Genomic DNA, 23,783 nt, shown 5'->3' with positions numbered 1-23,783 from the left:
GCCGGGCGGTTGAGGATGGTGGGCTGCAGAAGGGCCAATGACCGGAGTGACGAACGAGCCGCGGGCGGCGTCATGGCTCTCCGCGATCTGGGCGGCGCGCTATCGCACGCCAGCCCGCTTCGTTGCGCTGATCGCGCTGCTGCTGCCGTGGACCACGACCGGGCTGATCTTCGCGCTCATACCCTGGCTGATCGCGTTCGCATTCGTCGATCTTCGCGCGTTTCCACGTTCGCTGCTTCGCCCGATCTGCCTGCTGCCGATCGCGCTGGTCGCGCTCGCCGCCGTCGGAACGCTCTGGTCGGATGCGCCATGGCCGGAGCGTATCCACGCGATCGGGCCGGCGGCGAAGCTGCTGGTCATTCCGCTCCTGATCTACCAGTTCGAGCGCTGGCCCTACGGCCATTGGGTGTTTTCCGCCTTCCTGGCGTCCTGCGCGGCCTTGATGCTCTATTCCTTCGCCGTCGCCTTCGACCCCGCACTCTCGCTGAAGCTCTATCTGTCGCGTGGGCCTTTCAGGGTCGAAAGCGGGATCGCAGTGCGCAACTATATCGACCAGAGCCAGGAATTCGCGCTCTGTGCGCTCGCGCTGGTCTATCCGATCGTGTCGCTGCTGCGACAACGCCGCGCCGCCACCGCGGCGCTGTTCGCGGTGCTCACGATCGGATTTCTCGCCAACATGTTCTTCGTCGTAGTCTCGCGCACGGCGCTGGTGACGCTGCCGATCCTGGTGGTGCTGTTCGCGCTGCTGTATCTGCGCCTGCGTGCGGCGCTGCTTGCCGCGGGCGCGATGGGGCTGCTGGCCGTGCTGCTCTTTGGCGTGTCGCCGCATCTGCGCATGACGGTTGCGAAGTTTCAGGCCGATTATGAGACGAGCGTGCAGGATCGTCAGGTCAGCGGCATGGGTTCACGTCTGGAATACTGGCGGAAGTCCCTTCGCTTCATCGCCGATGCACCGCTGGTCGGTCACGGCACAGGCTCGATCCGCGGCCTGTTCGCAAGCGTGGCCGCCGATGCGAAGATCGACCCGCTGCGCGGCGAGATCGTCAGCAACCCGCACAATCAGACCCTCAGCGTAGCCGTGCAGTGGGGCGTCGTCGGTGTCCTGATCCTCTACGCGCTCTGGTTTGCGCATCTCTCGCTGTTTCGCGCCGCGGGGCTGGCCTCCTGGATAGGCCTGCTGGTCGTGGTGCAGAACATGCTGACCTCGCTGCTCAACACGCATTTGTTCGACTTCACGCCGGGCTGGATCTACGTCCTCGGCGTCGGTGTCGCCGGCGGCATGGCGCTCGCCAAAAAGACGCAGAATTAGAGTGCGCCGAGACTGTTCCAGACGAGGGTCAGGCCCGACAGGAACAGCAGGCCGAGCACGACGTCGCCAAAATGCTTGTCGTTGAGGGCGTGATAGACGCGCGCGCCGGCCCAGGCGCCGATCAAAGTGCCGGGAAACGCGACCATTGCCAGCCAGACCACCTTGAGCTCGACGAGGCCCGATGCGGTCTGCAGCACCAGTGCTGTCGCGAGCACCGTGAAATTGAAGAGCTGGAAGATGCCGCGCCGCTCATGCTTGTTCCAGCCGCGGATGTTGGCCCAGAGGATCGGCGGTGGTCCGGACAACCCGGCGAGGCCGCCAAGAATACCGCCGGCAAAGCCGATCGCGCCGTCGGCGAGTCGGCCGCCGAATTTGATCGCGAGCGGCCTTTTGTTCAGATAGAGCGCGCTCGAGAAGACCAGAATCAAAATGCCGACGCTCAGCTTGAACACTTTTGGATCGGCGGAGGCGATCAGCATGGTGCCGAGCGGTACGCCGATCAGACCGCCGATCAGGAACGGCCAGACCAGCGAGAGATCGAAGCTCTTCCACATCGAGGGCAGCGTCGAGGTTTGCGCGATCACCGAGCAGATCAGCACCAGGGGCACCGCGAGCGAGGGCGGCAGCACGTAGAGCCAGATGCCGAGCGCCATCAGTGCCGTGCCGAACCCGGCCAGGCCCGAGACGAAGCCGCCGGCCAATGCGCCGAGCAACAGCAGCGCGTAGGTGAGCGTTTCCAACAGAATGTCCTCGTCGCCGGGCGATCCCGAACTGTTGATCGCCGTCGTCCGCATAGCATGCTTGCTGCTGTGCAAGTCAATCCGCCCTGCACGCAAGCGTGATCTGCGGCGTCGGGCGTTCGCGAAAGACACGCCTACATGACGGTCGTACTTCAAATCGGGTCCCGCCGCCGCTATCTGCGCTCGGATCGGACGGCCCCCGAAGGCGACGATGGAGAATGACCATGACCCGCGCTGAAATCGCCGCTGCAGCCGCGCTGTTGGCGGCCGCCTTGATGCCGACAATGGCCCAGGCGCAGCTTTCAGAGCCTGCGGCCTATCAGGCCGCCCATCCCGACCGCGACGTGCTGAATGGCGGCCAGCTCACGCCTGCGGCGCGTGCGGCTCTCGGTCAGCGGGGCGCGCCCAGCGATGCATATGCTTTGCAGGCCTATCCGTCGCCTGGGGCACCGGTCGTGCGCTCGGCCCATCGCCGTCATCGTCGATGATCTAGACGATCTGTCTGGTGTCGGCGGGCTTCTGCAGCGCGCCGACCAGGATGCGCAGCGCTTCCGTCAATTCAGACCTGTTCCGTGCCGCGCCCAGCGAGACGCGCGCCGCATGCGGCGGTGTCCCATCGATCGTGAAGGCATCGCCGGCGACGACCGCCAGTCCGTTCCGCAACAGATGCGCCGCGACATCGGGCCGGTCCTCAGGCAGCCGCAGCCACAGATGATGCGCCGCCGGCTTGGCCAGGAACTGGAAGCCTTTCAGTGTGCGCTGCGCGAGCTGTTGACGGCCGACCGCCTCGCTGCGGATGGCCGTGATGATGCGATCGGCAATGCCACTTTCGATCCAATGCGTCACCAGCGCGACCATCAGCGGCGCCGGCATCTGCACGGTCGCCTGCAAATATGTCCGCATGTCCCGCTGCGCCTCGCCGTCGGGCGTCACCAGATAGGCAACGCGGAGCGCCGGCGCGATGCATTTTGACAGCGTGGTCGCAAGATAAGTCCGCTCCGGAATGAGATTGGCGATCGGCGATGCCGAGCGGTCGAGCAGGCCGTAGGCGTCGTCCTCGATCAGGATCGTGCCGGTATCGCCGATGATCTTTGCGATCGCGCCGCGCCGCTCGGGGACAAGCGTCGCCGTGGTCGGATTGTGCAGCGTCGGGATGAGATAGACGGCCTTCGGCTTGTGCGCGCGGCAGGCCTTTGCCAGCGCATCGGGAAGGATGCCGCCGTCATCCATGGCGACGCCGACGAGCTTGATGCCGAGCCGCGCTGCTGCGGCCTTGATGCCGGGGAATGTCAGCGCCTCCGTCAACACGATGTCGCCGGGCCGCGCCAGATGGGCGAGCAAGTTGAACAGGATCGTCTGCGTGCCCGGAAAGACTACGAGCCTGTCGGCATGCGCGTGCGGCACCCTTGCGCGCATCCAGTGCGCGGCGACCTCGCGCTCATGCGCGCTGCCGCCAGGCGGCTGATAGTTGAGATACGCCGTCAGGCCCGATTGCGCGCGGATCGCTTCCATCCCGGCGATGATGCGCTCGTCGAGCTGCGCCTCCAGCGGATGCGGCGGCACGTTCATCGAAAGATCGATCGCGACGGGATGCGGCAGGTCGACCGCGCGCCGCGCGCTGGTCTCCGACACGAACGAGCCCTGTCCGACCCGCGCCTCCATGATTCCGCGACGCCGCGCCTCGGTGTAGGCGCGCGTCACCGTGGTGAGGTCGACGTCGAGCGCCTTTGCAAGCGCGCGCTGCGTCGGCAGCTGCTGGCCACGCACGAGCCGGCCGGCGGCGATGTCGGCTTCCATGGCCTCGACGATGCGCTGGTAGCGCGGCCCTGATAGCTCCGAGATTGTCGGGGTCCAATCCATGCAATTTAGGCCCATATCCTTTGAATGTATGGATGCAAGATATTATTGTATGGATCGTCGAAAAGGAAGAGGTGGGGTCATGGCGGCAGGTTCAGTCTCTCTGGCGAAGGCGATGTGGCGCGGTTGTCGTGGCAAATGCCCGAACTGCGGCGAAGGACATTTGGTCGGCCGCTTCCTGAAGGTCGCCCATAGCTGTGATCATTGCGGCGAGGAGCTGTTCCACCAGCGCGCCGATGACTTCCCCGCCTATCTCGTGATCGTCGTGGTCGGCCATCTCGTGGTCCCCGCGATCCTCGCAGTCGAGACCGCCTATGCGCCGGCGGTCTGGCTGCAACTCGTGGTGTGGTTGCCGGTGACGCTGTTCGCCTCGCTCGCGTTGCTGCAGCCGACCAAGGGTGCCATCGTCGGGCTGCAATGGCAGATCGGCATGCACGGTTTTGAGGTGAGCAAGCAGCGGCGTGAAGCCGATGAGCTCGCGCCGGTGCTGGTAAAAGCGGACACGCGCGCGGCCTGAGGCGCGGCGACGTTAAGGCGTTCCTGAAAATGGTGAGGGGTTCGATGCGGTCAGCATCGAACCCCTCGTTGCTTCTTAGCAAGACGCGTTTTCTTCGCGCGAACCGGAAACCCACTTCGCTCGAAAACGCTTTAGAATATCAGCCGGCCTGTAAGCCGGGTTCTGTAAGGCATCGTCCGCTTGCGCGAACGATACGTGACGGCCATTCCTCTGGGACCATGTTTGCACATGGCCTCGAGCAACCTACCCGGACGGCGGGCCTGACATCGCCCCGCGGCGTTATCGCTTGCGCGAACAGCCCGCTACGCCGTCCCTATTCGGTTTTGCTCCCGGTGGGGTTTGCCATGCCGGCTCCGTTGCCGGACCCGCGGTGCGCTCTTACCGCACCTTTTCACCCTTACCCGTCTACGCAGCGTTCGCTGCTACGACGCGGCAGGCCCGAGGGCTTGCCGCGCCAAAGCCCCATAGGGGCGAAGGCGGGCGGTTCGTTCTCTGTGGCACTTTCCCTGGGGTCGCCCCCGCCGGACGTTATCCGGCACCGTATGTCAAGGGAGCCCGGACTTTCCTCCCCGGCGGCCTTTCGGCACCTGCCGGAGCGGCCGTCCGGCCGACTGACTGACAACGCATGGGCATTTGTGACGGTTTCGTCAAGCCGATATCGCGGCCCACGATCCGCCCGAAATAATTTATCCTGAAGATGTCGTTTGCTGCGTGCCCCGTTCGACTGGATGTCGGCGACACAGCCGAACAACAGGAGTGAAGCGATGCAATATCTGCTGATGATCTACCAGAACGAGGCCGAGTACGCGAAGATTGACACCGGAACCAGCCAGAAGATGTCGGCGGAGTATGAAGCCTTCACGCAATCCATCATCCGGAACGGCAATTTCAAGGCCGGCGATCGGCTGCGACCGACCACGACCGCGACGACGGTGCGGGTGCGCGACGGCAAGATGCTGACGACCGATGGACCGTTTGCGGAGACCCGCGAGCAGCTCGGCGGCTACTATCTGATCGAGGCCAAGGATCTCGACGCCGCGATCGAGATCGCGGCGCGGATTCCGAGCGCGCGCGTCGGTTCGATCGAGGTGCGGCCGATCTGGGTCTACGACAAGTGACGGCCGGGCCGCGCGTCACCGCATGACCCCAGGCGAGATCGACAAAATCTTCCGCGACGAGGCGGGGCGGGCGCTGGCCACGCTGATCCGCCTCGTCGGCGATTTCGATCTCGCCGAGGACGCGCTTCAGGATGCTTTTGCCGTCGCGCTGGAACGCTGGGTGGCGTGCGAGGTCCCCGACAATCCGCGCGCCTGGCTGGTCAATGTCGCCAGGCGCAAGGCGATCGATCGTGTCAGGCGCCAGGCTGTCTTCCGCGGCAAGCAGCAGGCGCTCCTGCACGAGATCGAGCTCAACGCGCAAACGGTCGACGAGCCGGCGACAACACTCGACGACGACATGCTGCGGCTGATCTTCACCTGTTGCCATCCGGCGTTCGCGCCAGAGGTCCAAGTCGCGTTGACGCTGCGCACCGTCTGCGGGCTGTCGACCACTCAGGTCGCGCGCGCCTTTCTCGTGGGCGAGGAGGCGATGGCGCAGCGGCTGGTCCGCGCCAAGCAGAAGATCAGGCTCGCCGGTATCCCCTACGAGGTACCTGAGCGCGAGGCGCTGGCGCCGCGGCTCGATGGCGTGCTCGCTGTGATCTATCTGGTCTTCACCGAGGGCTATGTCGCGACCGCTGGCGCGGATCTGATGCGGCCTGATCTTGCGGCCGAAGCCATCCGGCTCGGCCGCTTGCTTGATCGGCTGATGCCGGATCGCGGCGGCATCAAGGGTCTGCTGGCCCTGATGTTGCTGCACGATGCGCGCCGCGCCGGACGCGAGACCGCGGCCGGCGATATCGTGCTGCTCGAGGAGCAGGACCGCATGCTGTGGGATCGCGCGCAGATCGAGGAGGGCCTGGGCCTGGTCGAGGATGCGCTGCGCGTGCCCGGACGGCCGCAGCCTTATGCTGTGCAGGCCGCGATCGCCGCGCTGCATGCCCGCGCGCCGAGCTTCGAGCAGACCGACTGGCGGCAGATCGCCGGGCTCTACGAGGTGCTGCTGCGCATCTCTCCCTCTCCGGTGATCGAGCTCAACCACGCTGGCGCCGTGTCGATGGTCGATGGGCCGGCACGTGCGCTCGATCTCGTCGATGCGATCAGCGGCCGAGGCGGGCTCCGCGGCTATGAGCTGTTGCCCGCAGTGCGCGCGGATCTGTTGCGGCGAATGGGGCGCAAGGATGAAGCATGCGAGGCGTATCGGGCAGCGACGGAGGCGACACAGCTCGAGCCGTTGCGGCGGCTCTATGCGCGGCGGGTGAGGGAGATGAATAACTAGCGCCGTCACTTCGACGCGACGGTCGTCCCCTCTGCCGGCAGGCTCGCCAGCAGGGCCTGCAATGTCGACAGCGTCGAATGATCCGCGACACCGTCCAGCCGCGCCGGGCGGAAGTGGCGCTGGAAGGCGGTGACGACTTCCATGGTCGCGGCGTCGTATTTGCCGGTCAGCGGCACGCCGTAGCCGTATCTGGCGAGCGCTTGCTGCAGGCTCAGCACCTCGTCGCTGATGGTGCCCAGCATCAGAGTCTCGCCGCGCACGACCGGGGCCGGCGTCACCCAGTGACCGACGCCGGAATTGGCCAGCGAGTGCCACGGAAATTTTTCGCCGGGGTCCTTCTTGCGCGCGGGTGCAACGTCGGAATGGCCGAGTACCCGGTGGGCCGGCACCTTGCGGCGGAGCATGATGCCGCGGCACAGCGCGATCACGGCGGCGATCTGGCGCAGCGGATATTCCGGATAGCCCCAGTCATGGCCGCGATTGATGATCTCGATGCCGATCGAGCAGGAGTTGATGTCGTCCTCGCCGGCCCAGGACGAGACGCCGGCGTGCCAGGCGCGCCTGGTTTCGGGCACGCATTGCACGATGCGGCCGTCCTCCAGCACGACGTAATGCGCCGAGACGTCGGTCCCGGCCGTGCACAGCCGCGCCAGCGCGCCCTCGACATCGGGCATGCCGGTATAGTGCAGCACGATCATATCGGGCTGCCGTGCCTTGCTGCGCTCGCCATAGTTCGGCGAGGGGATGATGTCGGACACGATCGAGGAATCCGGCTCGAACGCCCTCATGCTCGCCGCGGCCTTGGGAACCGGGAGAACGCGTTGACGCTTCGAATCAGATCCAGACGGTGTGGACGAACCGGACGGCGGCATAGGCAAACCAAGGTGGGACGGAGAGTGGGCCAAGCCCTTCTCTTTACTATTCCTTTACCCTCCACCCCGCGCAATCGCGCAGCGCGGTTAACGGATGCATTTTGGCGCAAGTGTGTGGATGAAGCATCACCGCCGCATCAGCTTTTCGACTTGTCACCAGCCGAGCAACGCTTTCTTAACGCTAAGGGCCGTTACTGAGGGATGAAGAGCCGACCCGCGTCCGGAGGCGGCCAAAGCGTATTTTGGCTCGAAATCCCATGGCTGCCCGACAAATTCCGCTGGGAACACTGGGTTTGCCGCCCGGGACGACCGGGCGCGGTAACCATGCTGGACGGTGCGGTCGTGGAACCGCCGCGATACGGAGTCATTCGAGGCGTCATGGGCTTGTTCGTCCCCAATCTCGCTTGGACGTCAGGCTGGGCCTCCAGCAGGCCTGGCGCATGAGCTCGGCTCCGCACATCCCCGTTCTCGGCCGCGAAGCCGTCGCCCATCTCGCCCCGCGCGATGGCGGTATTTATGTCGATGCCACCTTCGGCGCCGGCGGCTATAGCCGCGCCATCCTCGACGTGCCGGGAACCTGGCTCATTGCCATTGACCGCGACAGCACCGCCATCGCCGGCGGTGCCGAACTGGTCGAACGCTCCGCGGGTCGGTTGACGCTGGTCGAGGACCGATTCTCCAATCTTGCCGAGGTCTGCGCCGCGCAAGGCGTGGACGCCGTGGACGGCGTCGTGATGGATGTCGGCGTGTCCTCGATGCAGCTCGACCAGGCCAGTCGCGGTTTCTCGTTCCGCCTCGACGGTCCGCTCGACATGCGGATGGGGCAGGCGGGGCCGACCGCGGCGGACGTCGTCGCCCTTGCCTCGGAAGCCGATCTCGCCGACATCATCTATCTCCTCGGCGAGGAGCGGCATTCGCGCCGCGTCGCCCGCGCCATCGTCGCGGACCGTCAGGAGACGCCGTTCACGACGACGCGTGCGCTTGCCGACCTCATCGGCAGGGTGGTGCGCTCGAAGCCCGGCGACATTCATCCGGCGACGCGGACGTTCCAGGCCCTGCGCATCTTCGTCAACGAAGAGCTCGAGGAACTTCAGACCGCGCTCGCTGCGGCCGAGCGCGTGCTCAAGCCGGGCGGACGCCTCGTCGTGGTCTCCTTTCATTCGCTGGAAGATCGCATCGTCAAGAATTTCCTCTCCGAGCGTTCCAAGACCGGCGGCGGCTCGCGGCATTTACCGGAGGTGGCGCAGGTTCCGCCGAGCTTCCAGCTCCTGACGCGGCGGCCCGTAATCGCCGGTGAGGACGAAGTCGCGCATAACCCGCGCGCGCGCTCCGCAAAGCTCCGCGCCGCCGAGCGCACCTCGGCGCCCGCGCATCAGGATGGCGAACCATCGTCCTGGCCAAAACTCTCCGACGTGATGAGGGGCGGCTAGCGCATGCGCATCATCCACCTCTTCGTCATCGGCGCGCTGATCTTCGCGGCGGCCTATGTCTACCGGATCAAGATGGACTCCACGGCGCGCGTCGAGAAGGTGCTGCGGCTGCATGCGGAGATCCGCGAACAGCGCGACGCGATCGCTTCGCTGCGATCCGAATGGGCCAAGCTCGATGCGCCCCATCGGCTGCAGGGCCTGTCCGACCGGCATCTGCAGCTCAAGCCGGTCAACGGCACGCAATATGATCAGCTCAAGAACCTGCCGGAGCGTCCGCCGCGGATGTTCAGGCCGGGCGAGCCCGATCCGATCGGAGCCATGCTCAACACCATCGAAGCCGCGAGCGATCCTGACAATGTGACGGGCTCCGTGCCTCAGCCCGAGGACAAGCAATGAGCGGTGCGATTCCGGCCAAACCGACGGAACCCTGGCGCCAGCGGCTGATCCGCAGCCTGCTCTACGGGCGCAATGTCGACCGCGCCGCGAAGGCACGCGCGCGCGTTGGTCTTGCCATGCTCGCCTTCGCCTCGGTCTACGCCCTGATCGGCGGGCGGCTCGTGATGTTCGCGATCGGCGCCGATGCCCATGGCGCACGCCGCGCCGCGGCGCAGGAGGTGGTGGCGACCGCACGCCCCGACATCGTCGACCGCAACGGTGCCATTCTTGCGACCGACGTCAAGGCGGCGAGCCTGTTCGGCGAGCCGCGCCGCATCATCGACAAGGACGAGGCGATCGAGCTTCTTACCGCCACCGTGCCCGACCTCGACGAGGCCGAGGTGCGCGAGCGCCTGAGGACGCGCAAGGGCTTCGTCTGGCTCAAGCGCGAGGTCACGGCGAAGCAGCAGCAGGCCATCCACAAGCTCGGCATTCCCGGCATCGGCTTCCTGCGCGAAAACAAGCGCGTCTACCCGACCGGCAACGAGGTCGCCCACCTCATCGGTCTCGTCAACATCGACAACCAGGGCATCGCCGGCATGGAGAAGTGGCTCGATAACCAGGGCCTTGCCGATCTCCATCGCGCGGGCTTTGCCACCGACCGGCTGCAAAAGCCGATCGAGCTCTCGATCGATCTGCGCGTCGAGCACGCGCTGCGGGACGAGCTCTTGAAGGCCAAGGAGAAGTTCCACACCAAGGCGGCCTCCGGCATCGTTTCCAATGTCAAGACCGGCGAGATCGTGGCGATGGTCTCGCTTCCGGACTTCGATCCGAACAATCCGAAGGAAGCGCACGACCCGGACCGCATCAACCGCCTGACCACCGGCGTCTACGAGATGGGCTCGACCTTCAAGGCGTTCACGCTGGCGATGGCGCTCGATTCCGGAAAGATCAATTTGAACACGTCGTGGGATGCCCGCGGAAACCTGCACTACGGCAAGTTCACCATCCACGACAGTCACCCGCTCGGACGCTTCATCAACACCAAGGAAGTGTTCACCTACTCGTCCAACATCGGCGCCGCGCGGATCGCGCTCGGCCAGGGTGTGGAAGCGCACAAGGCGTTCCTTGCCAAGATGGGCCAGCTGACGCGGCTGCGCACGGAACTTCCGGAGAGCGCGGCTCCGCTGATCCCGCGCCGCTGGGGTGAGCTGAACACGGTCACCATCGCGTTCGGCCAGGGCATGTCGGTGGCGCCGCTGCAGGCGGTGATGGGGATCAACGCGCTGGTGAACGGCGGCTATCTGATTCCGCCGACCTTCATGAAGCGCAGCGAATCCGAAGCGGCGGCGATGGCCAAGCGCGTCATCAAGACGGAGACCAGCGACAAGATGCGGTTCCTGATGCGGCTCAACGCCGAAATCGGCACCGCCAAGACCGCCGACGTCAAGGGCTATTATGTCGGCGGCAAGACCGGCACGTCCGAGAAGGTCATCAACGGCCGCTATGCCAAGAAGCGCGTGCTCAACTCGTTCACGGCCATCATGCCCTGCGACGATCCGAAATATCAGATCCTGATCATGCTGGACGAACCGCAGGCGATTCCCGAAACCAAGGGCTTCATCACCTCGGGCTGGAACGCGGTGCCGACCGGCGGCAAGGTGATCGAGCGGATCGCGCCGCTTCTGGGCGTCGAGCCGCGGTTCGACCTGCCGCCGTCCGAGCGCCTTATTCTTGCAGCATCCAGGACAACCCAGTAATCAATCGGGTGGGCCGTAGCCGTTGCTGAGTCGGGGATTTCCCTCAAGATTCGGCTTTCGGTACGGCGACTGGAAGACCATGAAGCTGCGCGACCTCTTAGGCAATGATGCCGCGATCGAGCCCGCAATCGCGGCGCTCGAGGCGACGGGCCTTGCGCTCGACAGCCGCGTGGTCAAGGCCGGCGACCTCTTCTTCGCACTCGCGGGCAGCAAGACGGACGGTGCGCGCTTCATCGATGCCGCGGTGGCCGCAGGCGCCGTGGCCGTCGTCGGCGACCACGCGCCGGCTGCCTGCAAGGTGCCGTTCATCACTGTCGCCAATCCGCGCCGCGCGCTGGCGCTGGCAGCTGCAAAATTCTTCCCGTCGCAGCCCGCGACCATCGCCGCGGTGACCGGCACCAGCGGCAAGACCTCGGTCGCAGCGTTTACGCGCCAGATCTGGGAGCGGCTGGGGCACGCTTCCGCCAGCATCGGTACCATCGGCCTCGTCTCGCCCAAGCGCACCGTCTATGGCTCGCTGACCACGCCGGATCCGATTGCGCTGCACCGGCAACTCGACGAGATCGCGCGCGAGGGCGTGACGCACCTCGCCTTCGAAGCGTCCTCGCACGGGCTCGATCAGTACCGGCTCGACGGCGTGCGCGTCTCGGCCGGCGGCTTCACCAATCTGTCGCGCGACCACATGGATTATCATCCGACCGTCGCGCATTATCTTGCAGCGAAACTGCGCCTGTTCCGGGAACTCGTTTCTCCGGGCGGCGCGGCGGTGATCTCGGCCGATCAAGATTGCTCGGCGGAAGCGATCGATGCTGCGAAGGCACGCGGCCTGCGCGTGATGGCAGTCGGCCGCAACGGCGACGGGGCAGGCGATGGTATCCGTCTTGCCGACGCCAAGGTCGAAGGATTTTCTCAGAAGCTGACGGTCGAGCATCGCGGCAAGCGCCATGCCGTCCGGCTGCCGCTGGTCGGCGAATTCCAGATCGAGAACGCGCTGGTATCGGCCGGACTTGCGATCGGTACCGGCAGCGATGCCGCCAATGTGTTCGCAAGCCTCGAACATCTCGAAGGCGCCAAGGGCCGGCTCGAGCGCGTCGGCGAGCGCAATGGCGCGCCGATCTTCGTCGACTACGCGCACAAGCCCGATGCGCTCGCCAAGGCGCTGCAGGCGCTGCGGCCCTATGCGAAGCGCAGGCTGGTTGTCGTGTTCGGCGCCGGCGGCGATCGCGATGCCGGCAAGCGTCCGATCATGGGCGAGATCGCGGCCGACAATGCCGACGGCGTCATCATCACCGACGACAATCCGCGCAGCGAGAAGCCGGAAGCCATCCGCGCCGAAATCCTCGCCACGGCGAAGGGCGCCCGCGAGATCGGCGACCGTGCCGCGGCAATCCGAACCGCGATCGAGGAACTACAGGAAGGCGATGCACTGCTCGTCGCTGGCAAGGGACACGAGACCGGGCAGATCGTCGGCGGAGAGGTTTTGCCCTTCAGTGATCACGAGGCGGTCGCCGCCGCATTAGCGTCGAGGGTTGCATGAGCGCGCCGATATGGACGGTTGCCGAAGTCGCGCGCGCGCTGGGCGCTGCCGGATCATTTCCGGATACGCCGATCCACTTTGTCACCCAGGACAGCCGGCTGGTAAAGCCCGGCAGCCTGTTCGTCGCGCTGAGCGGTACGCCGAGCGGCGGCTTCGTCTCGGCCTTCGCCAGCGCGCGCGACGGCTGGGAGTTCGCGGACAAGGCCGAGGCTTCCGGCGCGGTCGCGATGATCGTGCCGCACGAGATCGCGGGCATCCGCATTCCGCAGATCGTCGTCAAGGACACGCTGATCGACGGCCTCTGGGGCCTCGCGCGCGCCGCCCGCGCCCGCTTCCGCGGGCCTGTGATCGGGCTCACCGGCAGCGCGGGCAAGACCAGCACCAAGGAATTTCTGGCGGCCTATCCGAACGCCTATGCCAGCCCCTCGAGCTTCAACAATTTCTGGGGCGTGCCGCTGACGCTGTGCAATGCCAGGCTAGATGCCAGCCTCTGGGTCGTCGAGATGGGCATGAACCAGCAAGGCGAGATTGCGCGGCTCAGCGAACTGACGCAGCCGACCGTCGCACTCGTCGTCAACGTCCAGCCCGTGCATCTGGAAAAGCTCGGCTCGCTCGAAGCCATCCGCCGCGAGAAGGTGTCGATCGCGCTCGGCCTGCCCGAGGACGGGGTGCTGGTGCTGCCGGCCGGGCTGAAGGCATCCGAATGGAAGGGCAAGGTGGTGCGCTTCGGCGAGCATGCCGAGGTGCACGAGGTCACGCACGCGCCGCATGGCGAGAGCTGGCAGGTCGTGGCCATGATCGGCAAGAAGCAAATCGCCTTCAGCCTGACGCCGGGCGCGCCGCACCGCGTGCAGAATGCGCTGGCCGCGCTCGCCGCCATCCGCGCCGCGAGCCTCGATGCGGCGACGCTGGCGATCAAGCTCGATCGGGTCGGCATCATGACCGGCCGCGGCGTCGAGCAGGCGGTCGGCGGTATCACCGTGATCGACGACAGTTTCAACGGCAATCCGGCCAGCGTCGCCGCGGCGCTGCAAAGCCTCCAGGCGCGCAATGTGACCGGCGGCCGTCGCGTTGCCGTGCTCGGTGACATGCTGGAGCTGGGCGATGATGCACCAGGCTATCACACCGGCCTTGCCAAGCATCTCGACGGGATCGACGGGATCTACTGCGTCGGCCCTCTGATGCGCCATCTCTACGATGTGCTCCCGGCCGGCAAGGGCCTCGGCTGGCACGACGATCCCGCCACCTTGAAGCCGAGTGAGGTCGCGAACCTGCTGAAGGCAGGCGACGTCGTGGTTGTCAAGGGCAGCAAGAAGATGTTCTGGGTCAACAAGTTTGTGCCGGGCCTGGTGGCCGCCTTGCAGGCAAAGGCGTAAACTGCTTGGAAGGCGCTGTTCCCGAATCCCACCCTTTGCGCCGCGAAGCGTCCGGTTTCCCGGAGGTCGCGCGACCATGATGAAGACCAGCGAATGCGCGTAAGGCACGTTGAGGCCAAGCTCAAGAAGATCAAGGCCAAGACCGCGTGCGCAAAGGCGCCATAGGACCGTCTGAATGTTTTACTGGCTGATCGAGCTCTCCAACACATTTCCGGGCTTCGGTGCCGTTCGCACCTTCCTGAACGTCTTCCGCTACATCACCTTCCGCACTGGCGGCGCCGTCGTCACCGGCGCGCTGTTCGTGTTCCTGTTCGGGCCCTGGATCATCGATCATTTGCGCATCCGCCAGGGCAAGGGCCAGCCGATCCGGACCGACGGTCCGCAATCGCATCTCGCCAAGAAGGGCACGCCCACCATGGGCGGGCTGATGATCCTGTCCGGCCTCACGGTCGGCACGGTGCTGTGGGCCAATCCGCTCAACCCCTATGTCTGGATCGTGCTGGCGGTGACGCTCGGCTTCGGCTTCGTCGGCTTCTATGACGACTACCTCAAGGTGACCAAGCAGACCACGACCGGGTTCGGCAGCAAGCTTCGCCTGCTGATCGAGGCGGCGATCGCGCTGGTGGCCTGCTATGCGCTGGTGCGGCTGAACCGCGATCCCGCATCGACCGCGCTGACGATCCCGTTCCTCAAGGACACCGTGCTGCATTTCGGCTGGTTCTTCGTCATCTTCGGCGCCTTCGTCATCGTCGGCTCCGGCAACGCGGTGAACCTCACCGACGGCCTCGACGGCCTCGCCATCGTTCCCGTGATGATCGCGACCGCGAGCTTTGCGATGATTGCCTATCTCGCCGGCAACGCGGTGTTCGCCGAATATCTGCAGATCAAATATGTCGCCGGCACCGGCGAGCTCGCGGTGCTCTGCGGCGCGCTGCTGGGCGCCGGCCTCGGCTTCCTCTGGTTCAACGCGCCGCCGGCCTCGATCTTCATGGGCGACACCGGCTCGCTCGCGCTCGGCGGCATGCTCGGCGCGATTGCGGTGGCGGTGAAGCACGAGATCGTGCTGGCGGTGATCGGCGGCCTGTTCGTGCTGGAGGCGGTCTCGGTTATCGTGCAGGTGGTGTCGTTCAAGCTCACCGGCAAACGCATCTTCCGGATGGCGCCGATCCATCACCATTTCGAGCAGCTTGGCTGGACCGAGCCGCAGATCGTGATCCGCTTCTGGATCATCTCGGTGATGCTGGCGCTGGCCGGTCTCTCCACGCTCAAGCTGCGGTGATCGGTCGATGATCCCCGTCACGTCCTTTGCCGGCAAGACGGTCGCGGTGTTCGGCCTCGGCGGCTCGGGGCTTGCCTCCTGCCACGCCTTGAAGGCCGGCGGTGCCGAGGTAATCGCCGCCGACGACAATGCCGAGAATGTCGCCAAGGCCGCGCAGGCCGGCTTCATCACTGCCGATCTGCGCAACGTGTCCTGGGCGAATTTTACCGCGCTGGTGCTCGCGCCCGGCGTGCCGCTGACCCATCCAGTGCCGCACTGGAGCGTGCTGAAGGCGCGCGAGGCGGGCTGTGAGGTGATCGGCGACATCGAGCTGTTCTGCCGCGAGCGGCGCCGCCACGCGCCGGATGCGCCGTTCGTCGCGATCACCGGCACCAATGGCAAGTCGACCACGACGGCGCTGATCGCACATCTGACCAAGGTCGCCGGTTACGACACCCAGATGGGCGGCAATATCGGCACCGCGATCGTGTCGCTGGAGCCGCCGCGCATGGGCCGCGTCCACGTCATCGAGATGTCGTCCTACCAGATCGACCTCACGCCCTCGCTCGATCCCTCCGTCGGCATCCTGCTTAATGTCAGCGAGGACCACATCGATCGCCACGGCACCATCGCGCACTACGCTGCGGTGAAGGAGCGCCTCGTTGCCGGCGTGCAAGCCGGCGGCACCGCGATCGTCGGCGTTGATGACGGCTTTTGCCGCGACATCGCCGACCGGCTCGACCGCGCCGGCAAGACCGTGGTGCGGATCTCCGTCAAGAATCCGCTGGCCTCAGGCATCCATGTCGAGCACGGCAATATCGTGCGCACCGCGGGCGGCGCCCGCAGCGAAATCGCCGCGCTCGGCGGCATCGGCTCGCTGCGCGGCCAGCACAACGCGCAGAACGCAGCCTGCGCCGCCGCTGCTGCGCTCGCGATGGGCATCAGCCTCGATGTTCTGCAAAGCGGGCTGCGCAGCTTTCCAGGCCTTGCGCATCGCATGGAGCAGGTCGGCCGCCGCGGCAACGTGCTGTTCGTCAACGATTCCAAGGGCACCAATGCGGATGCCACGGCGCACGCACTGTCGTCCTTTGCCGACATTTTCTGGATCGCCGGCGGCAAGCCCAAGGCCGGTGGCATCACTGGCCTGACCGGCTATTTCCCGCGCATCCGCAAGGCCTATCTGATCGGCGAGGCCGCGCAGGAGTTTTCGGGAACGCTGGGCACGCAAGTGGCGCACGAGATCAGCCAGACCCTCGACGTCGCGGTCGAGAACGCCGCGCGCGACGCGGAAGCCTCAGACCTTACCGACGCCGTGGTTCTGCTCTCGCCGGCCTGCGCCTCCTTCGACCAGTACCGCAATTTCGAGATCCGCGGCACCAAGTTCCGCGAGCTGGTGCAGGCGCTGCCGGGCGTGAAGCCGGTGGTGTGAGGATGTCGCGGCGACGCTGGATCGGAATTGTCGTCGCTGCTCTCGCCGTCCCGGTCGCCGCGGGTTTTTTCTTCGTTGTCATCGTCGACAATGTCATGAGCGGATTCGGCGCATGCCGCATCGTTCGCCAGCGCGCATTCGCCTCGCCAAGCGGTAGCCAGTTGGTCGTCGTGGTCTGGAAGTCGTGCGGAGCGACGGTGCCCGACAGCACGCAAGCCAGCATCATCGCGCGCGGCCGGACGTTCTCGCCCGAGAGCACGCCGACCTTTCTTAGCGTACTCGAGCATCAGGACGTTCTCGTTGCCTGGAGTAGCGAGCATGCCGTCAGGATCGGGTCCATTTCGGGGACAGTCCAGATTTACAAACGCGACCAACGCGTGGGGGATGTCACGATCAATTACGAGTAGGCCTCTCGTGTCCCGAACGCGGTGCGGCACGAAGTGACGCTCCGGAGAGCCGGGACCCAGGAGCCGCTGGGCCCCGGCTCTGCAGCGCACCGCAAGGGCGCTGCGCTGCGTCCGGGGCACGAGACTGTGCACAACTTCATCCACTTCCTTAACCCTGCGGTAACCAACCTCGGCGACCAATGGACGGACCTCTGTCCGAAAGCGGCCGCCCATGCTCTCCCGTGAAGAACGCACCCCCTTTTCCGAGTGGTGGTGGACCGTCGACAAGCCGCTGATGGGCGCCATCCTGGCGCTGATGCTGACCGGGGTGATCCTGTCGCTGGCTGCAAGTCCGCCGGTTGCGACCCGCATCGGGCTCGATCCCTTCCACTTCTTCAGCCGTCACGTGCTGTTCCTGCTCCCGTCCTGCCTGGTGCTGCTCGGGGTGTCCTTCCTGTCGCCGCGCGCAATCCGCCGCTCGGCGCTGATCATCTTCGCGGCGAGCATCATCCTGATCGTGCTCACGCTTGCGATCGGCCCGGAGGTGAAGGGCTCGCGGCGCTGGATCACGCTGCTCGGCGTCAACATCCAGGCCTCCGAAATCGCAAAGCCGTCGTTCGTCGTGATCGCCGCCTGGCTGTTCGCGGAATCGACCAAGCGGCCGGAGATGCCGGCGACCTCGATGGCGCTGGTGCTGCTTATGATGCTGGTCGCGCTGCTGGTGATGGAGCCGGACTTCGGTCAGACCATGCTGATCCTGATGGTGTGGGGCTCGCTGTTCTTCATCGCGGGCATGCGCATGATCTGGGTGTTCGGCCTGGCGGGCCTCGGGGCGGCCGGCCTGTTCAGCGCTTATCTCTTTGTTCCTCACGTGGCCGGACGCATCAAGCGCTTCATGAACCCGGCCTCGGGCGACACCTTTCAGGTCGATACCGCCATGGAGGCCTTCTACAACGGCGGCTGGTTTGGGCTCGGGCCGGGCGAGGGCATCGCCAAGCGTAGCCTGCCGGACAGTCACACCGACTTCGTGTTCGCGGTCGCGGCCGAAGAGTTCGGCATCATCCTGTGCCTGGCGATGCTGACGCTGTTCGCCTTCGTCGTCATCCGCACGCTGTCGCGCGCCTATGCCAATGAGGACATGTTCTCGCGCTTCGCGGCTTCCGGCCTTGCCATCCTGTTCGGCGTGCAGGCGGCGATCAACATGTCGGTGAACCTCCAGCTCATCCCCGCCAAGGGCATGACGCTGCCGTTCATCTCCTATGGCGGCTCCTCGATCGTGTCGCTCGCCTATGGCGTCGGCATGATGCTGGCCCTGACGCGGCTGCGCCCACGCACAGAGGTCGAGGCCAGCGGCCATGCCGACGCGATGCGGAGTTACGCTTAGCCGCTCTCGGGTCCCGGACAAGCGAAGCGCAGAGCCGGGACCCGGAATGCCGCAACCAATGGGCCCCGGTTCAGCAGCGCACCACGTCGCCAAGAGCGCTGCGCTGCGCCCGGGCACGAGCGCCGCGTAGCCGGCTCGCAATGGCGAAAAAGTCCCTGTAAAACCTTCCACCATGGACAATTCCCCCCTGATTCTTCTCGCCGCGGGCGGCACTGGCGGCCATCTGTTTCCGGCCGAGGCACTCGGCGTCGAGCTGATCCGGCGCGGCTTTCGCGTTCGTCTCGTCACGGATGAGCGCGCGCTGCGTTACAGCGGGCTGTTCAGCAAGGACATGATCGACGTCGTTTCGAGCGAGACCGCACGGGGCCGCAATCCGCTCCAGCTCGCCTATGCCGGGCTCACGCTCGCGGCCGGCACGCTCTCTGCGTATAGTCTGATCAAGCGGTTGAAGCCGGTTGCCGTCGTCGGCTTCGGCGGCTATCCGACGCTGCCGCCGCTGGTCGCTGCCAAATTCGCCGGCGTACCCGGCATTATTCACGACGCCAACGCGGTGCTCGGCCGCGCCAACCGGTTCCTCTCGGGCCGCGTACGCGCGATCGCGACGTCGCTGCCCGGCGTGCTCGATCGCGATCCGGCGCTATCAGGCAAGACCACGACGGTCGGCACGCCGATGCGCCCGGCGGTGCTCGCCGCGGCTGCCGTGCCTTACGCTGCGCCCGAGGTGAACGGCCCGCTGCGGCTGCTCGTCGTCGGCGGCAGTCAAGGCGCGCGCATCATGGCCGATATCGTGCCCGGTGCGATCGAGCGGCTCGAGCCTGCGCTGTGGAGCCGGCTCATGCTGACCCAGCAGGTGCGGGACGAGGACATGGCACGAGTGCGCGCGGTCTATGACAAGCTCAAGATCAAGGTGGAGCTGGCGCCGTTCTTCACCGATTTGCCGGCACGGCTCGCTTCAAACCATCTCGTGGTATCGCGCTCCGGCGCCGGCACGGTGGCCGAGCTCGCAGCGATCGGCCGGCCCTCGATCCTGGTGCCGCTGCCGGGCTCGATCGACCAGGACCAGTTCGCCAATGCCGGCGTGCTGGTCAAGGTCGATGGCGCGATCCGCATCCCGCAGACCGAGTTCACCTCCGACCGGTTGGCGTCCGAAATCTCCGCCTTCGCCGCCGAGCCTGCGCGCCTTGCCGCCATGGCGCAGGCCGCCCGCGGCGCCGGCCGGCTCGACGCCGCCGAGCGACTGGCTGATCTGGTGGTCAAGGTCGCGGGAATCTGACGCGAAAAAGCCCTTGTCTTCGCCTTCTAAAGCGGGGCATCCAGTAGGAAAGGCGCGCGGCTGATTTGGCCGTGACCTTCGCCAGATGCCGCCTGCGCAAGGCGGCGAGGTCAGGGAACACAGCATGAGACTGCCGCGCGAGATCGGACCCATCCACTTCGTCGGGATCGGCGGGATCGGCATGAGTGGGATCGCCGAGGTGCTGGTCAATCTCGGCTATGCCGTGCAGGGCTCGGACGCTTCCGACAATTACAATCTCGACCGCCTCCGCAAGAAGGGCGCAAAAGTCTCGGTCGGCCACAAGGCCGAGAATGTCGACGGCGCCGAGGTCGTGGTCGTGTCCACCGCGATCAAGCGCGACAATCCGGAACTGATAGCGGCGCGCGAACGGCGCATTCCCGTGGTGCGCCGCGCCGAGATGCTCGCCGAGCTGATGCGGCTGAAGAGCTGCGTCGCCATCGCCGGCACCCACGGCAAGACCACCACGACCACGATGGTCGCAACGCTGCTCGATGCCGGCGGGCTCGATCCCACCGTGATCAACGGCGGCATCATCAACGCCTATGGCTCCAACGCGCGCCTTGGCGCGGGCGACTGGATGGTGGTGGAGGCCGACGAGAGCGACGGCACCTTCCTGAAGCTGCCGACCGATGTCGCCATCGTCACCAATGTCGACCCCGAGCATCTCGATCACTTCAAGACCTTCGAGGCCGTGCAGGACGCGTTCCGTCATTTCGTCGAGAACCTGCCGTTCTACGGCTTTGCGGTGATGTGCATCGATCATCCCATTGTGCAGAGCCTCGTCGGCAAGATCGAGGATCGCCGCATCATCACCTATGGCGAGAATCCGCAGGCCGATGCGCGGCTCGTCGATCTGACCCCCATGGGCGGCGGATCGAGGTTCAAGGTCGCGTTCCGCGATCGCAAGACCGGCGCGGTGCACGAGATTTCCGATTTGATGCTGCCGATGCCGGGACGCCACAACGCCTCCAACGCGACGGCGGCGATTGCTGTCGCGCGCGAGCTCGGGGTGTCCGACGAAGCGATCCGCAAGGCGATCGCCGGCTTCGGCGGCGTCAAGCGCCGCTTCACCAAGACCGGCGAATGGAACGGCGTCACCGTGATCGACGATTACGGCCACCATCCGGTCGAGATCGCGGCGGTGCTGAAGGCGGCGCGGGAATCCACCAACGGCAAGATCATCGCCGTGGTGCAGCCGCATCGCTACAGCCGCCTGCAATCGCTGTTCGAGGAATTCTGCACCTGCTTCAACGATGCCGATGCGGTCGTTGTCGCCGACGTCTATGCCGCCGGCGAAGCGCCGATCGAAGGCATCGACCGCGATCATTTCGTCACGGGCCTGCGCGCCCACGGTCATCGCGAGGTGGTCCCGCTGCCGGCCGCGCCGGAGCTCGCGGGCATCGTCAAGGGATTGGCGAAGTCGGGCGATCTCGTCGTGTGCTTAGGGGCCGGCAACATCACGCAATGGGCATATGCGCTGCCGGACCAACTGAAGGCGCTGGGGTAGGGCGGTGATTTTGATTTCACTATTCGCCACGGAGCACACTGCGCTCCCTCCCCCCTTGTGGGGGAGGGTGGGGCAGAGGGGTGGCCCCGGGCGAGGTCTGAGTTCGTGGCTACCCCCCTCCCTACCCCTCCCCCACAAGGGGGGAGGGAACGGAAGCAGGCTGCGTCCCTCACTCTTGGTGAGCGCTGGCACATGAGCTTTCCCGACATCACACCGTCGCTCAAGGCCGCGATGCCAAAGTTGCGCGGGCGGCTGCTGGCCAACCAGTCGCTGGCCGAGCTCACCTGGTTTCGCGTCGGCGGTCCCGCGCAGGTGCTGTTCACGCCGACGGATGAGGACGATCTCGCTTACTTCCTCGCGCATCTTTCTCCCGACGTTCCCGTCTACGTCGTCGGTGTCGGCTCCAATCTGATCGTGCGCGACGGCGGCATTGCGGGCGTCGTGATCCGCCTGGCGCCGCGCAGCTTTGGCGAGGCCAGCGCCAGCGGCGATATCGTCACTGCCGGTGCAGCCACGCTCGACAAGCGCGTGGCGGAAGTGGCTGCATCCGCCAATGTCGGCGGGCTCGAATTCTATTTCGGTATCCCCGGCACCATCGGCGGCGCGTTGCGCATGAATGCCGGCGCCAACGGCGGCGAGACCAAGGACGTATTGATCGAGGCGCGCGGCGTCGGGCGAGACGGCAGCAAGCACACCTTCTCCAACGCCGACATGAAGTTCGTCTACCGCAACAGCGGCGTCGATCCCTCCATCATCTTCACCTCCGCGCGCTTTCGCGGCGAGATCAGGGATAGTGAGGCGATCCGCGCGCGCATGGCGGAGGTGCAGACCCATCGCGAGACCGCGCAGCCGATCCGCGAAAAGACCGGCGGCTCGACCTTCAAGAATCCGCCCGGCCATTCCGCCTGGAAGCTGGTGGATGCCGCCGGCTGCCGCGGCTTGCGCGTCGGCGGAGCGCAGGTCTCCGAGATGCACTGCAATTTCCTGATCAACACGGGCGATGCCACGGCGCACGACATCGAGACGCTGGGCGAGACCGTGCGCGAACGCGTGAAGGCAAATTCCGGAATTGAGCTACACTGGGAAATCAAGCGGATTGGGGTTTCCCCCTAACACTCATTCCGGGGGCGCGCAGCGCAACCCGGAATCTCGAGATTCCGGGTCTGGTGCTTGCGCACCATCCCGGAATGACAAAGCACGAGGCAGCGAATGCGCATCACCATCCTCTTCGGCGGCTCCAACCGCGAGCGCCTGGTTTCGGTCGCCTCGGCCCAGGCCCTGCATCATGCATTGCCCGAGGCTGATCTGTGGTGGTGGGACGTCGAGGACAAGGTGCATGTGGTGCAGTCCAAGCAGCTGCTCGAACATGCCCGCCCCTTCGAGGACGAGTTCGCCCCCGGAACGCGCGGCATCCCGCTGGCGCAGGCGCTCGACCAGGCCAAGGCCGAGGATCGGGTGCTGGTGCTCGGCCTGCATGGCGGACGCGCCGAGAACGGCGAATTGCAGGTGATGTGCGAGGCGCGGGGCGTGCCCTTCACCGGCTCGGGCTCGGCCTCCTCGCATCTGGCCTTCGACAAGTTCGCGGCCAAGCGGTTTGCGGCGCTCGGCGGTGTGACCCCGCCAGAAAACGTTGCGCTCGAGAACATCGACGAGGCTTTTGCCCAATACGGAAGGCTGATCGCAAAGCCCGCGCGCGACGGATCGAGCTATGGCCTGATCTTCGTCAACGCCAAGCAGGATCTCGTCGCCGTCCGCAACGCGGCCAAGCACGAAGAGTACGTCATCGAGCCCTACATCGCGGGCGTCGAGGCGACCTGCGGCGTGCTGGAGCGCGCCGATGGTTCGATCATCTCGCTGCCGCCGATCGAGATCATCCCGGGCGAGGGCAGTTTCGATTACGCCGCAAAATATCTCCTGAAGTCGACCCAGGAGATTTGCCCCGGCCGTTTCGCACCCGAGATCACCGCGGCGCTGCAGGCGCAGGCGATGCTGGCGCATCGCGCGATGTCCTGCGCCGGCTATTCCCGGTCGGACTTCATCGTCTCGGACAAGGGCCTCGTCTATCTCGAGACCAACACGCTGCCCGGGCTGACCAAGTCCTCGCTCTACCCCAAGGCGCTGAAAGCCGAGGGCATCGAATTCGTCGACTTCCTGCGCGGCCTGGTGGAGCTTGCCGGGCAGCGCGTGCGGAAATAATTAGGACTGGTTAACGGCCGAATCGGCCAAACGGGCCAGTTTGGGGTCCAAAACCGGTAAAATGCCGGACATCGCGGCATAAATGCCTCACATCGCGGGGCAAAATGCGCCGGACGTTAACGAACTTTACCTTTTGTTTACCAGGACGTCCGAAGGTTAACGCTGGCGGCGCATATGGCG

21 protein-coding genes and 1 other RNA gene are annotated in these 23,783 nt (G+C 65.8%); 18 read left to right on the top strand and 4 right to left on the bottom strand.

Annotated features, from left to right (window positions below; all coding sequences use genetic code 11):
• Positions 1-37: 37 nt before the first annotated feature.
• Positions 38-1,309 (top strand): O-antigen ligase, encoded by a 1,272-nt coding sequence (locus GGD61_RS10390; protein WP_092253487.1) that lies wholly within the window; start codon positions 38-40, stop codon positions 1,307-1,309.
• Here the strand turns inward: GGD61_RS10390 and GGD61_RS10385 are convergent.
• Positions 1,306-2,049 (bottom strand): sulfite exporter TauE/SafE family protein, encoded by a 744-nt coding sequence (locus tag GGD61_RS10385; RefSeq protein WP_183230729.1) that lies wholly within the window; start codon positions 2,047-2,049, stop codon positions 1,306-1,308. The two genes, GGD61_RS10390 and GGD61_RS10385, sit on opposite strands and share 4 nt — an antisense overlap.
• A 224-nt stretch (positions 2,050-2,273) precedes the next feature.
• Between GGD61_RS10385 and GGD61_RS10380 the strand changes: the two genes are divergently transcribed.
• Complete coding sequence (locus GGD61_RS10380; RefSeq protein WP_177236965.1) at positions 2,274-2,537, top strand: hypothetical protein; 264 nt, start codon at positions 2,274-2,276, stop codon at positions 2,535-2,537.
• Between the two features lies 1 nt (position 2,538).
• On the opposite strand, the gene GGD61_RS10375 is transcribed toward GGD61_RS10380, so the two are convergent.
• The gene (locus GGD61_RS10375) at positions 2,539-3,909 is read right to left on the bottom strand and encodes a PLP-dependent aminotransferase family protein (RefSeq protein WP_177236964.1); all 1,371 of its coding nucleotides are present in this window, start codon (positions 3,907-3,909) and stop codon (positions 2,539-2,541) included.
• Between the two features lie 49 nt (positions 3,910-3,958).
• On the opposite strand from GGD61_RS10375, the gene GGD61_RS10370 reads away from it, so the two are divergent.
• Positions 3,959-4,423, top strand: a complete 465-nt coding sequence (locus GGD61_RS10370; RefSeq protein WP_177236963.1) for a DUF983 domain-containing protein — start codon at positions 3,959-3,961, stop codon at positions 4,421-4,423.
• Between the two features lie 135 nt (positions 4,424-4,558).
• Here the strand turns inward: GGD61_RS10370 and rnpB are convergent.
• Positions 4,559-5,038, bottom strand: an RNA gene (rnpB, locus tag GGD61_RS10365) — RNase P RNA component class A.
• Positions 5,039-5,187: 149 nt separating this feature from the next.
• On the opposite strand from rnpB, the gene GGD61_RS10360 reads away from it, so the two are divergent.
• Both GGD61_RS10360 and GGD61_RS10355 read left to right on the top strand, forming a co-directional pair.
• Positions 5,188-5,541 (top strand): YciI family protein, encoded by a 354-nt coding sequence (locus GGD61_RS10360; protein WP_026202052.1) that lies wholly within the window; start codon positions 5,188-5,190, stop codon positions 5,539-5,541.
• A gap of 22 nt (positions 5,542-5,563) precedes the next feature.
• Positions 5,564-6,799, top strand: coding sequence for an RNA polymerase sigma factor (locus GGD61_RS10355; RefSeq protein ID WP_092253479.1), 1,236 nt, complete (start codon positions 5,564-5,566; stop codon positions 6,797-6,799).
• A 5-nt stretch (positions 6,800-6,804) separates the two neighbouring features.
• Here GGD61_RS10355 and GGD61_RS10350 read toward each other — a convergent pair whose 3' ends face one another.
• Positions 6,805-7,587 (bottom strand): N-acetylmuramoyl-L-alanine amidase, encoded by a 783-nt coding sequence (locus GGD61_RS10350; protein ID WP_092253477.1) that lies wholly within the window; start codon positions 7,585-7,587, stop codon positions 6,805-6,807.
• Between the two features lie 524 nt (positions 7,588-8,111).
• On the opposite strand from GGD61_RS10350, the gene rsmH reads away from it, so the two are divergent.
• From rsmH to GGD61_RS10285, 13 genes are all read left to right on the top strand, one after another.
• Positions 8,112-9,101: a 16S rRNA (cytosine(1402)-N(4))-methyltransferase RsmH gene (gene rsmH, locus GGD61_RS10345; RefSeq protein WP_177236962.1), complete on the top strand. Its 990-nt coding sequence runs from the start codon at positions 8,112-8,114 to the stop codon at positions 9,099-9,101.
• 3 nt (positions 9,102-9,104) lie between these two features.
• A complete protein-coding gene (locus GGD61_RS10340) occupies positions 9,105-9,497 on the top strand; it encodes a hypothetical protein (RefSeq protein WP_092253473.1) in 393 nt (130 codons plus the stop codon).
• Positions 9,494-11,236 carry a penicillin-binding protein 2 gene (locus GGD61_RS10335; RefSeq protein WP_092253471.1) on the top strand — a complete coding sequence of 581 codons (1,743 nt, stop codon included), beginning with the start codon at positions 9,494-9,496 and terminating at the stop codon, positions 11,234-11,236. The genes GGD61_RS10340 and GGD61_RS10335 overlap by 4 nt, the downstream gene beginning before the upstream one ends.
• Before the next feature lie 79 nt (positions 11,237-11,315).
• Entirely contained in the window at positions 11,316-12,773 is a 1,458-nt protein-coding gene (locus tag GGD61_RS10330; RefSeq protein WP_092253469.1) for a UDP-N-acetylmuramoyl-L-alanyl-D-glutamate--2,6-diaminopimelate ligase, read from the top strand.
• Positions 12,770-14,149 carry a UDP-N-acetylmuramoyl-tripeptide--D-alanyl-D-alanine ligase gene (murF, locus tag GGD61_RS10325; RefSeq protein ID WP_092253467.1) on the top strand — a complete coding sequence of 460 codons (1,380 nt, stop codon included), beginning with the start codon at positions 12,770-12,772 and terminating at the stop codon, positions 14,147-14,149. Before GGD61_RS10330 ends, murF begins: the two co-directional genes overlap by 4 nt.
• A 175-nt stretch (positions 14,150-14,324) precedes the next feature.
• On the top strand, positions 14,325-15,428 hold the full coding sequence (mraY, locus tag GGD61_RS10320) for a phospho-N-acetylmuramoyl-pentapeptide-transferase (RefSeq protein WP_018318673.1): 1,104 nt from the start codon (positions 14,325-14,327) through the stop codon (positions 15,426-15,428).
• 7 nt (positions 15,429-15,435) lie between these two features.
• Complete coding sequence (murD, locus tag GGD61_RS10315; RefSeq protein ID WP_183230667.1) at positions 15,436-16,836, top strand: UDP-N-acetylmuramoyl-L-alanine--D-glutamate ligase; 1,401 nt, start codon at positions 15,436-15,438, stop codon at positions 16,834-16,836.
• Between the two features lie 2 nt (positions 16,837-16,838).
• A complete protein-coding gene (locus GGD61_RS10310; protein ID WP_092253462.1) occupies positions 16,839-17,243 on the top strand; it encodes a hypothetical protein in 405 nt (134 codons plus the stop codon).
• A gap of 211 nt (positions 17,244-17,454) precedes the next feature.
• Positions 17,455-18,606, top strand: coding sequence for a putative lipid II flippase FtsW (gene ftsW / locus GGD61_RS10305; RefSeq protein WP_018318676.1), 1,152 nt, complete (start codon positions 17,455-17,457; stop codon positions 18,604-18,606).
• A 172-nt stretch (positions 18,607-18,778) separates the two neighbouring features.
• Positions 18,779-19,879 carry an undecaprenyldiphospho-muramoylpentapeptide beta-N-acetylglucosaminyltransferase gene (gene murG, locus GGD61_RS10300; RefSeq protein WP_092253460.1) on the top strand — a complete coding sequence of 367 codons (1,101 nt, stop codon included), beginning with the start codon at positions 18,779-18,781 and terminating at the stop codon, positions 19,877-19,879.
• A gap of 124 nt (positions 19,880-20,003) precedes the next feature.
• Positions 20,004-21,407, top strand: coding sequence for a UDP-N-acetylmuramate--L-alanine ligase (gene murC / locus GGD61_RS10295; protein WP_092253972.1), 1,404 nt, complete (start codon positions 20,004-20,006; stop codon positions 21,405-21,407).
• 192 nt (positions 21,408-21,599) lie between these two features.
• On the top strand, positions 21,600-22,520 hold the full coding sequence (gene murB / locus GGD61_RS10290) for a UDP-N-acetylmuramate dehydrogenase (RefSeq protein ID WP_092253458.1): 921 nt from the start codon (positions 21,600-21,602) through the stop codon (positions 22,518-22,520).
• Positions 22,521-22,616: 96 nt separating this feature from the next.
• Complete coding sequence (locus GGD61_RS10285; RefSeq protein WP_092253456.1) at positions 22,617-23,603, top strand: D-alanine--D-alanine ligase; 987 nt, start codon at positions 22,617-22,619, stop codon at positions 23,601-23,603.
• Positions 23,604-23,783: the final 180 nt, after the last annotated feature.

This window comes from Bradyrhizobium sp. SBR1B (assembly GCF_014198205.1).
Classification (GTDB): domain Bacteria; phylum Pseudomonadota; class Alphaproteobacteria; order Rhizobiales; family Xanthobacteraceae; genus Bradyrhizobium.
This window is presented reverse-complemented; position numbering and strand designations above follow the sequence as displayed.

What these genes read in the sequence shown, in the direction of transcription:
- GGD61_RS10390 (WP_092253487.1), top strand. Translation starts at nt 38, where the DNA reads ATGACCGGAGTGACGAACGAGCCGCGGGCGGCGTCATGGCTCTCCGCG.
- GGD61_RS10380 (WP_177236965.1), top strand. Translation starts at nt 2,274, where the DNA reads ATGACCCGCGCTGAAATCGCCGCTGCAGCCGCGCTGTTGGCGGCCGCC.
- GGD61_RS10375 (WP_177236964.1), bottom strand. Translation starts at nt 3,909, where the DNA reads ATGGATTGGACCCCGACAATCTCGGAGCTATCAGGGCCGCGCTACCAG.
- GGD61_RS10370 (WP_177236963.1), top strand. Translation starts at nt 3,959, where the DNA reads ATGGATCGTCGAAAAGGAAGAGGTGGGGTCATGGCGGCAGGTTCAGTC.
- GGD61_RS10360 (WP_026202052.1), top strand. Translation starts at nt 5,188, where the DNA reads ATGCAATATCTGCTGATGATCTACCAGAACGAGGCCGAGTACGCGAAG.
- GGD61_RS10355 (WP_092253479.1), top strand. Translation starts at nt 5,564, where the DNA reads ATGACCCCAGGCGAGATCGACAAAATCTTCCGCGACGAGGCGGGGCGG.
- GGD61_RS10350 (WP_092253477.1), bottom strand. Translation starts at nt 7,587, where the DNA reads ATGAGGGCGTTCGAGCCGGATTCCTCGATCGTGTCCGACATCATCCCC.
- rsmH (WP_177236962.1), top strand. Translation starts at nt 8,112, where the DNA reads ATGAGCTCGGCTCCGCACATCCCCGTTCTCGGCCGCGAAGCCGTCGCC.
- GGD61_RS10340 (WP_092253473.1), top strand. Translation starts at nt 9,105, where the DNA reads ATGCGCATCATCCACCTCTTCGTCATCGGCGCGCTGATCTTCGCGGCG.
- GGD61_RS10335 (WP_092253471.1), top strand. Translation starts at nt 9,494, where the DNA reads ATGAGCGGTGCGATTCCGGCCAAACCGACGGAACCCTGGCGCCAGCGG.
- GGD61_RS10330 (WP_092253469.1), top strand. Translation starts at nt 11,316, where the DNA reads ATGAAGCTGCGCGACCTCTTAGGCAATGATGCCGCGATCGAGCCCGCA.
- murF (WP_092253467.1), top strand. Translation starts at nt 12,770, where the DNA reads ATGAGCGCGCCGATATGGACGGTTGCCGAAGTCGCGCGCGCGCTGGGC.
- mraY (WP_018318673.1), top strand. Translation starts at nt 14,325, where the DNA reads ATGTTTTACTGGCTGATCGAGCTCTCCAACACATTTCCGGGCTTCGGT.
- murD (WP_183230667.1), top strand. Translation starts at nt 15,436, where the DNA reads ATGATCCCCGTCACGTCCTTTGCCGGCAAGACGGTCGCGGTGTTCGGC.
- GGD61_RS10310 (WP_092253462.1), top strand. Translation starts at nt 16,839, where the DNA reads ATGTCGCGGCGACGCTGGATCGGAATTGTCGTCGCTGCTCTCGCCGTC.
- ftsW (WP_018318676.1), top strand. Translation starts at nt 17,455, where the DNA reads ATGCTCTCCCGTGAAGAACGCACCCCCTTTTCCGAGTGGTGGTGGACC.
- murG (WP_092253460.1), top strand. Translation starts at nt 18,779, where the DNA reads ATGGACAATTCCCCCCTGATTCTTCTCGCCGCGGGCGGCACTGGCGGC.
- murC (WP_092253972.1), top strand. Translation starts at nt 20,004, where the DNA reads ATGAGACTGCCGCGCGAGATCGGACCCATCCACTTCGTCGGGATCGGC.
- murB (WP_092253458.1), top strand. Translation starts at nt 21,600, where the DNA reads ATGAGCTTTCCCGACATCACACCGTCGCTCAAGGCCGCGATGCCAAAG.
- GGD61_RS10285 (WP_092253456.1), top strand. Translation starts at nt 22,617, where the DNA reads ATGCGCATCACCATCCTCTTCGGCGGCTCCAACCGCGAGCGCCTGGTT.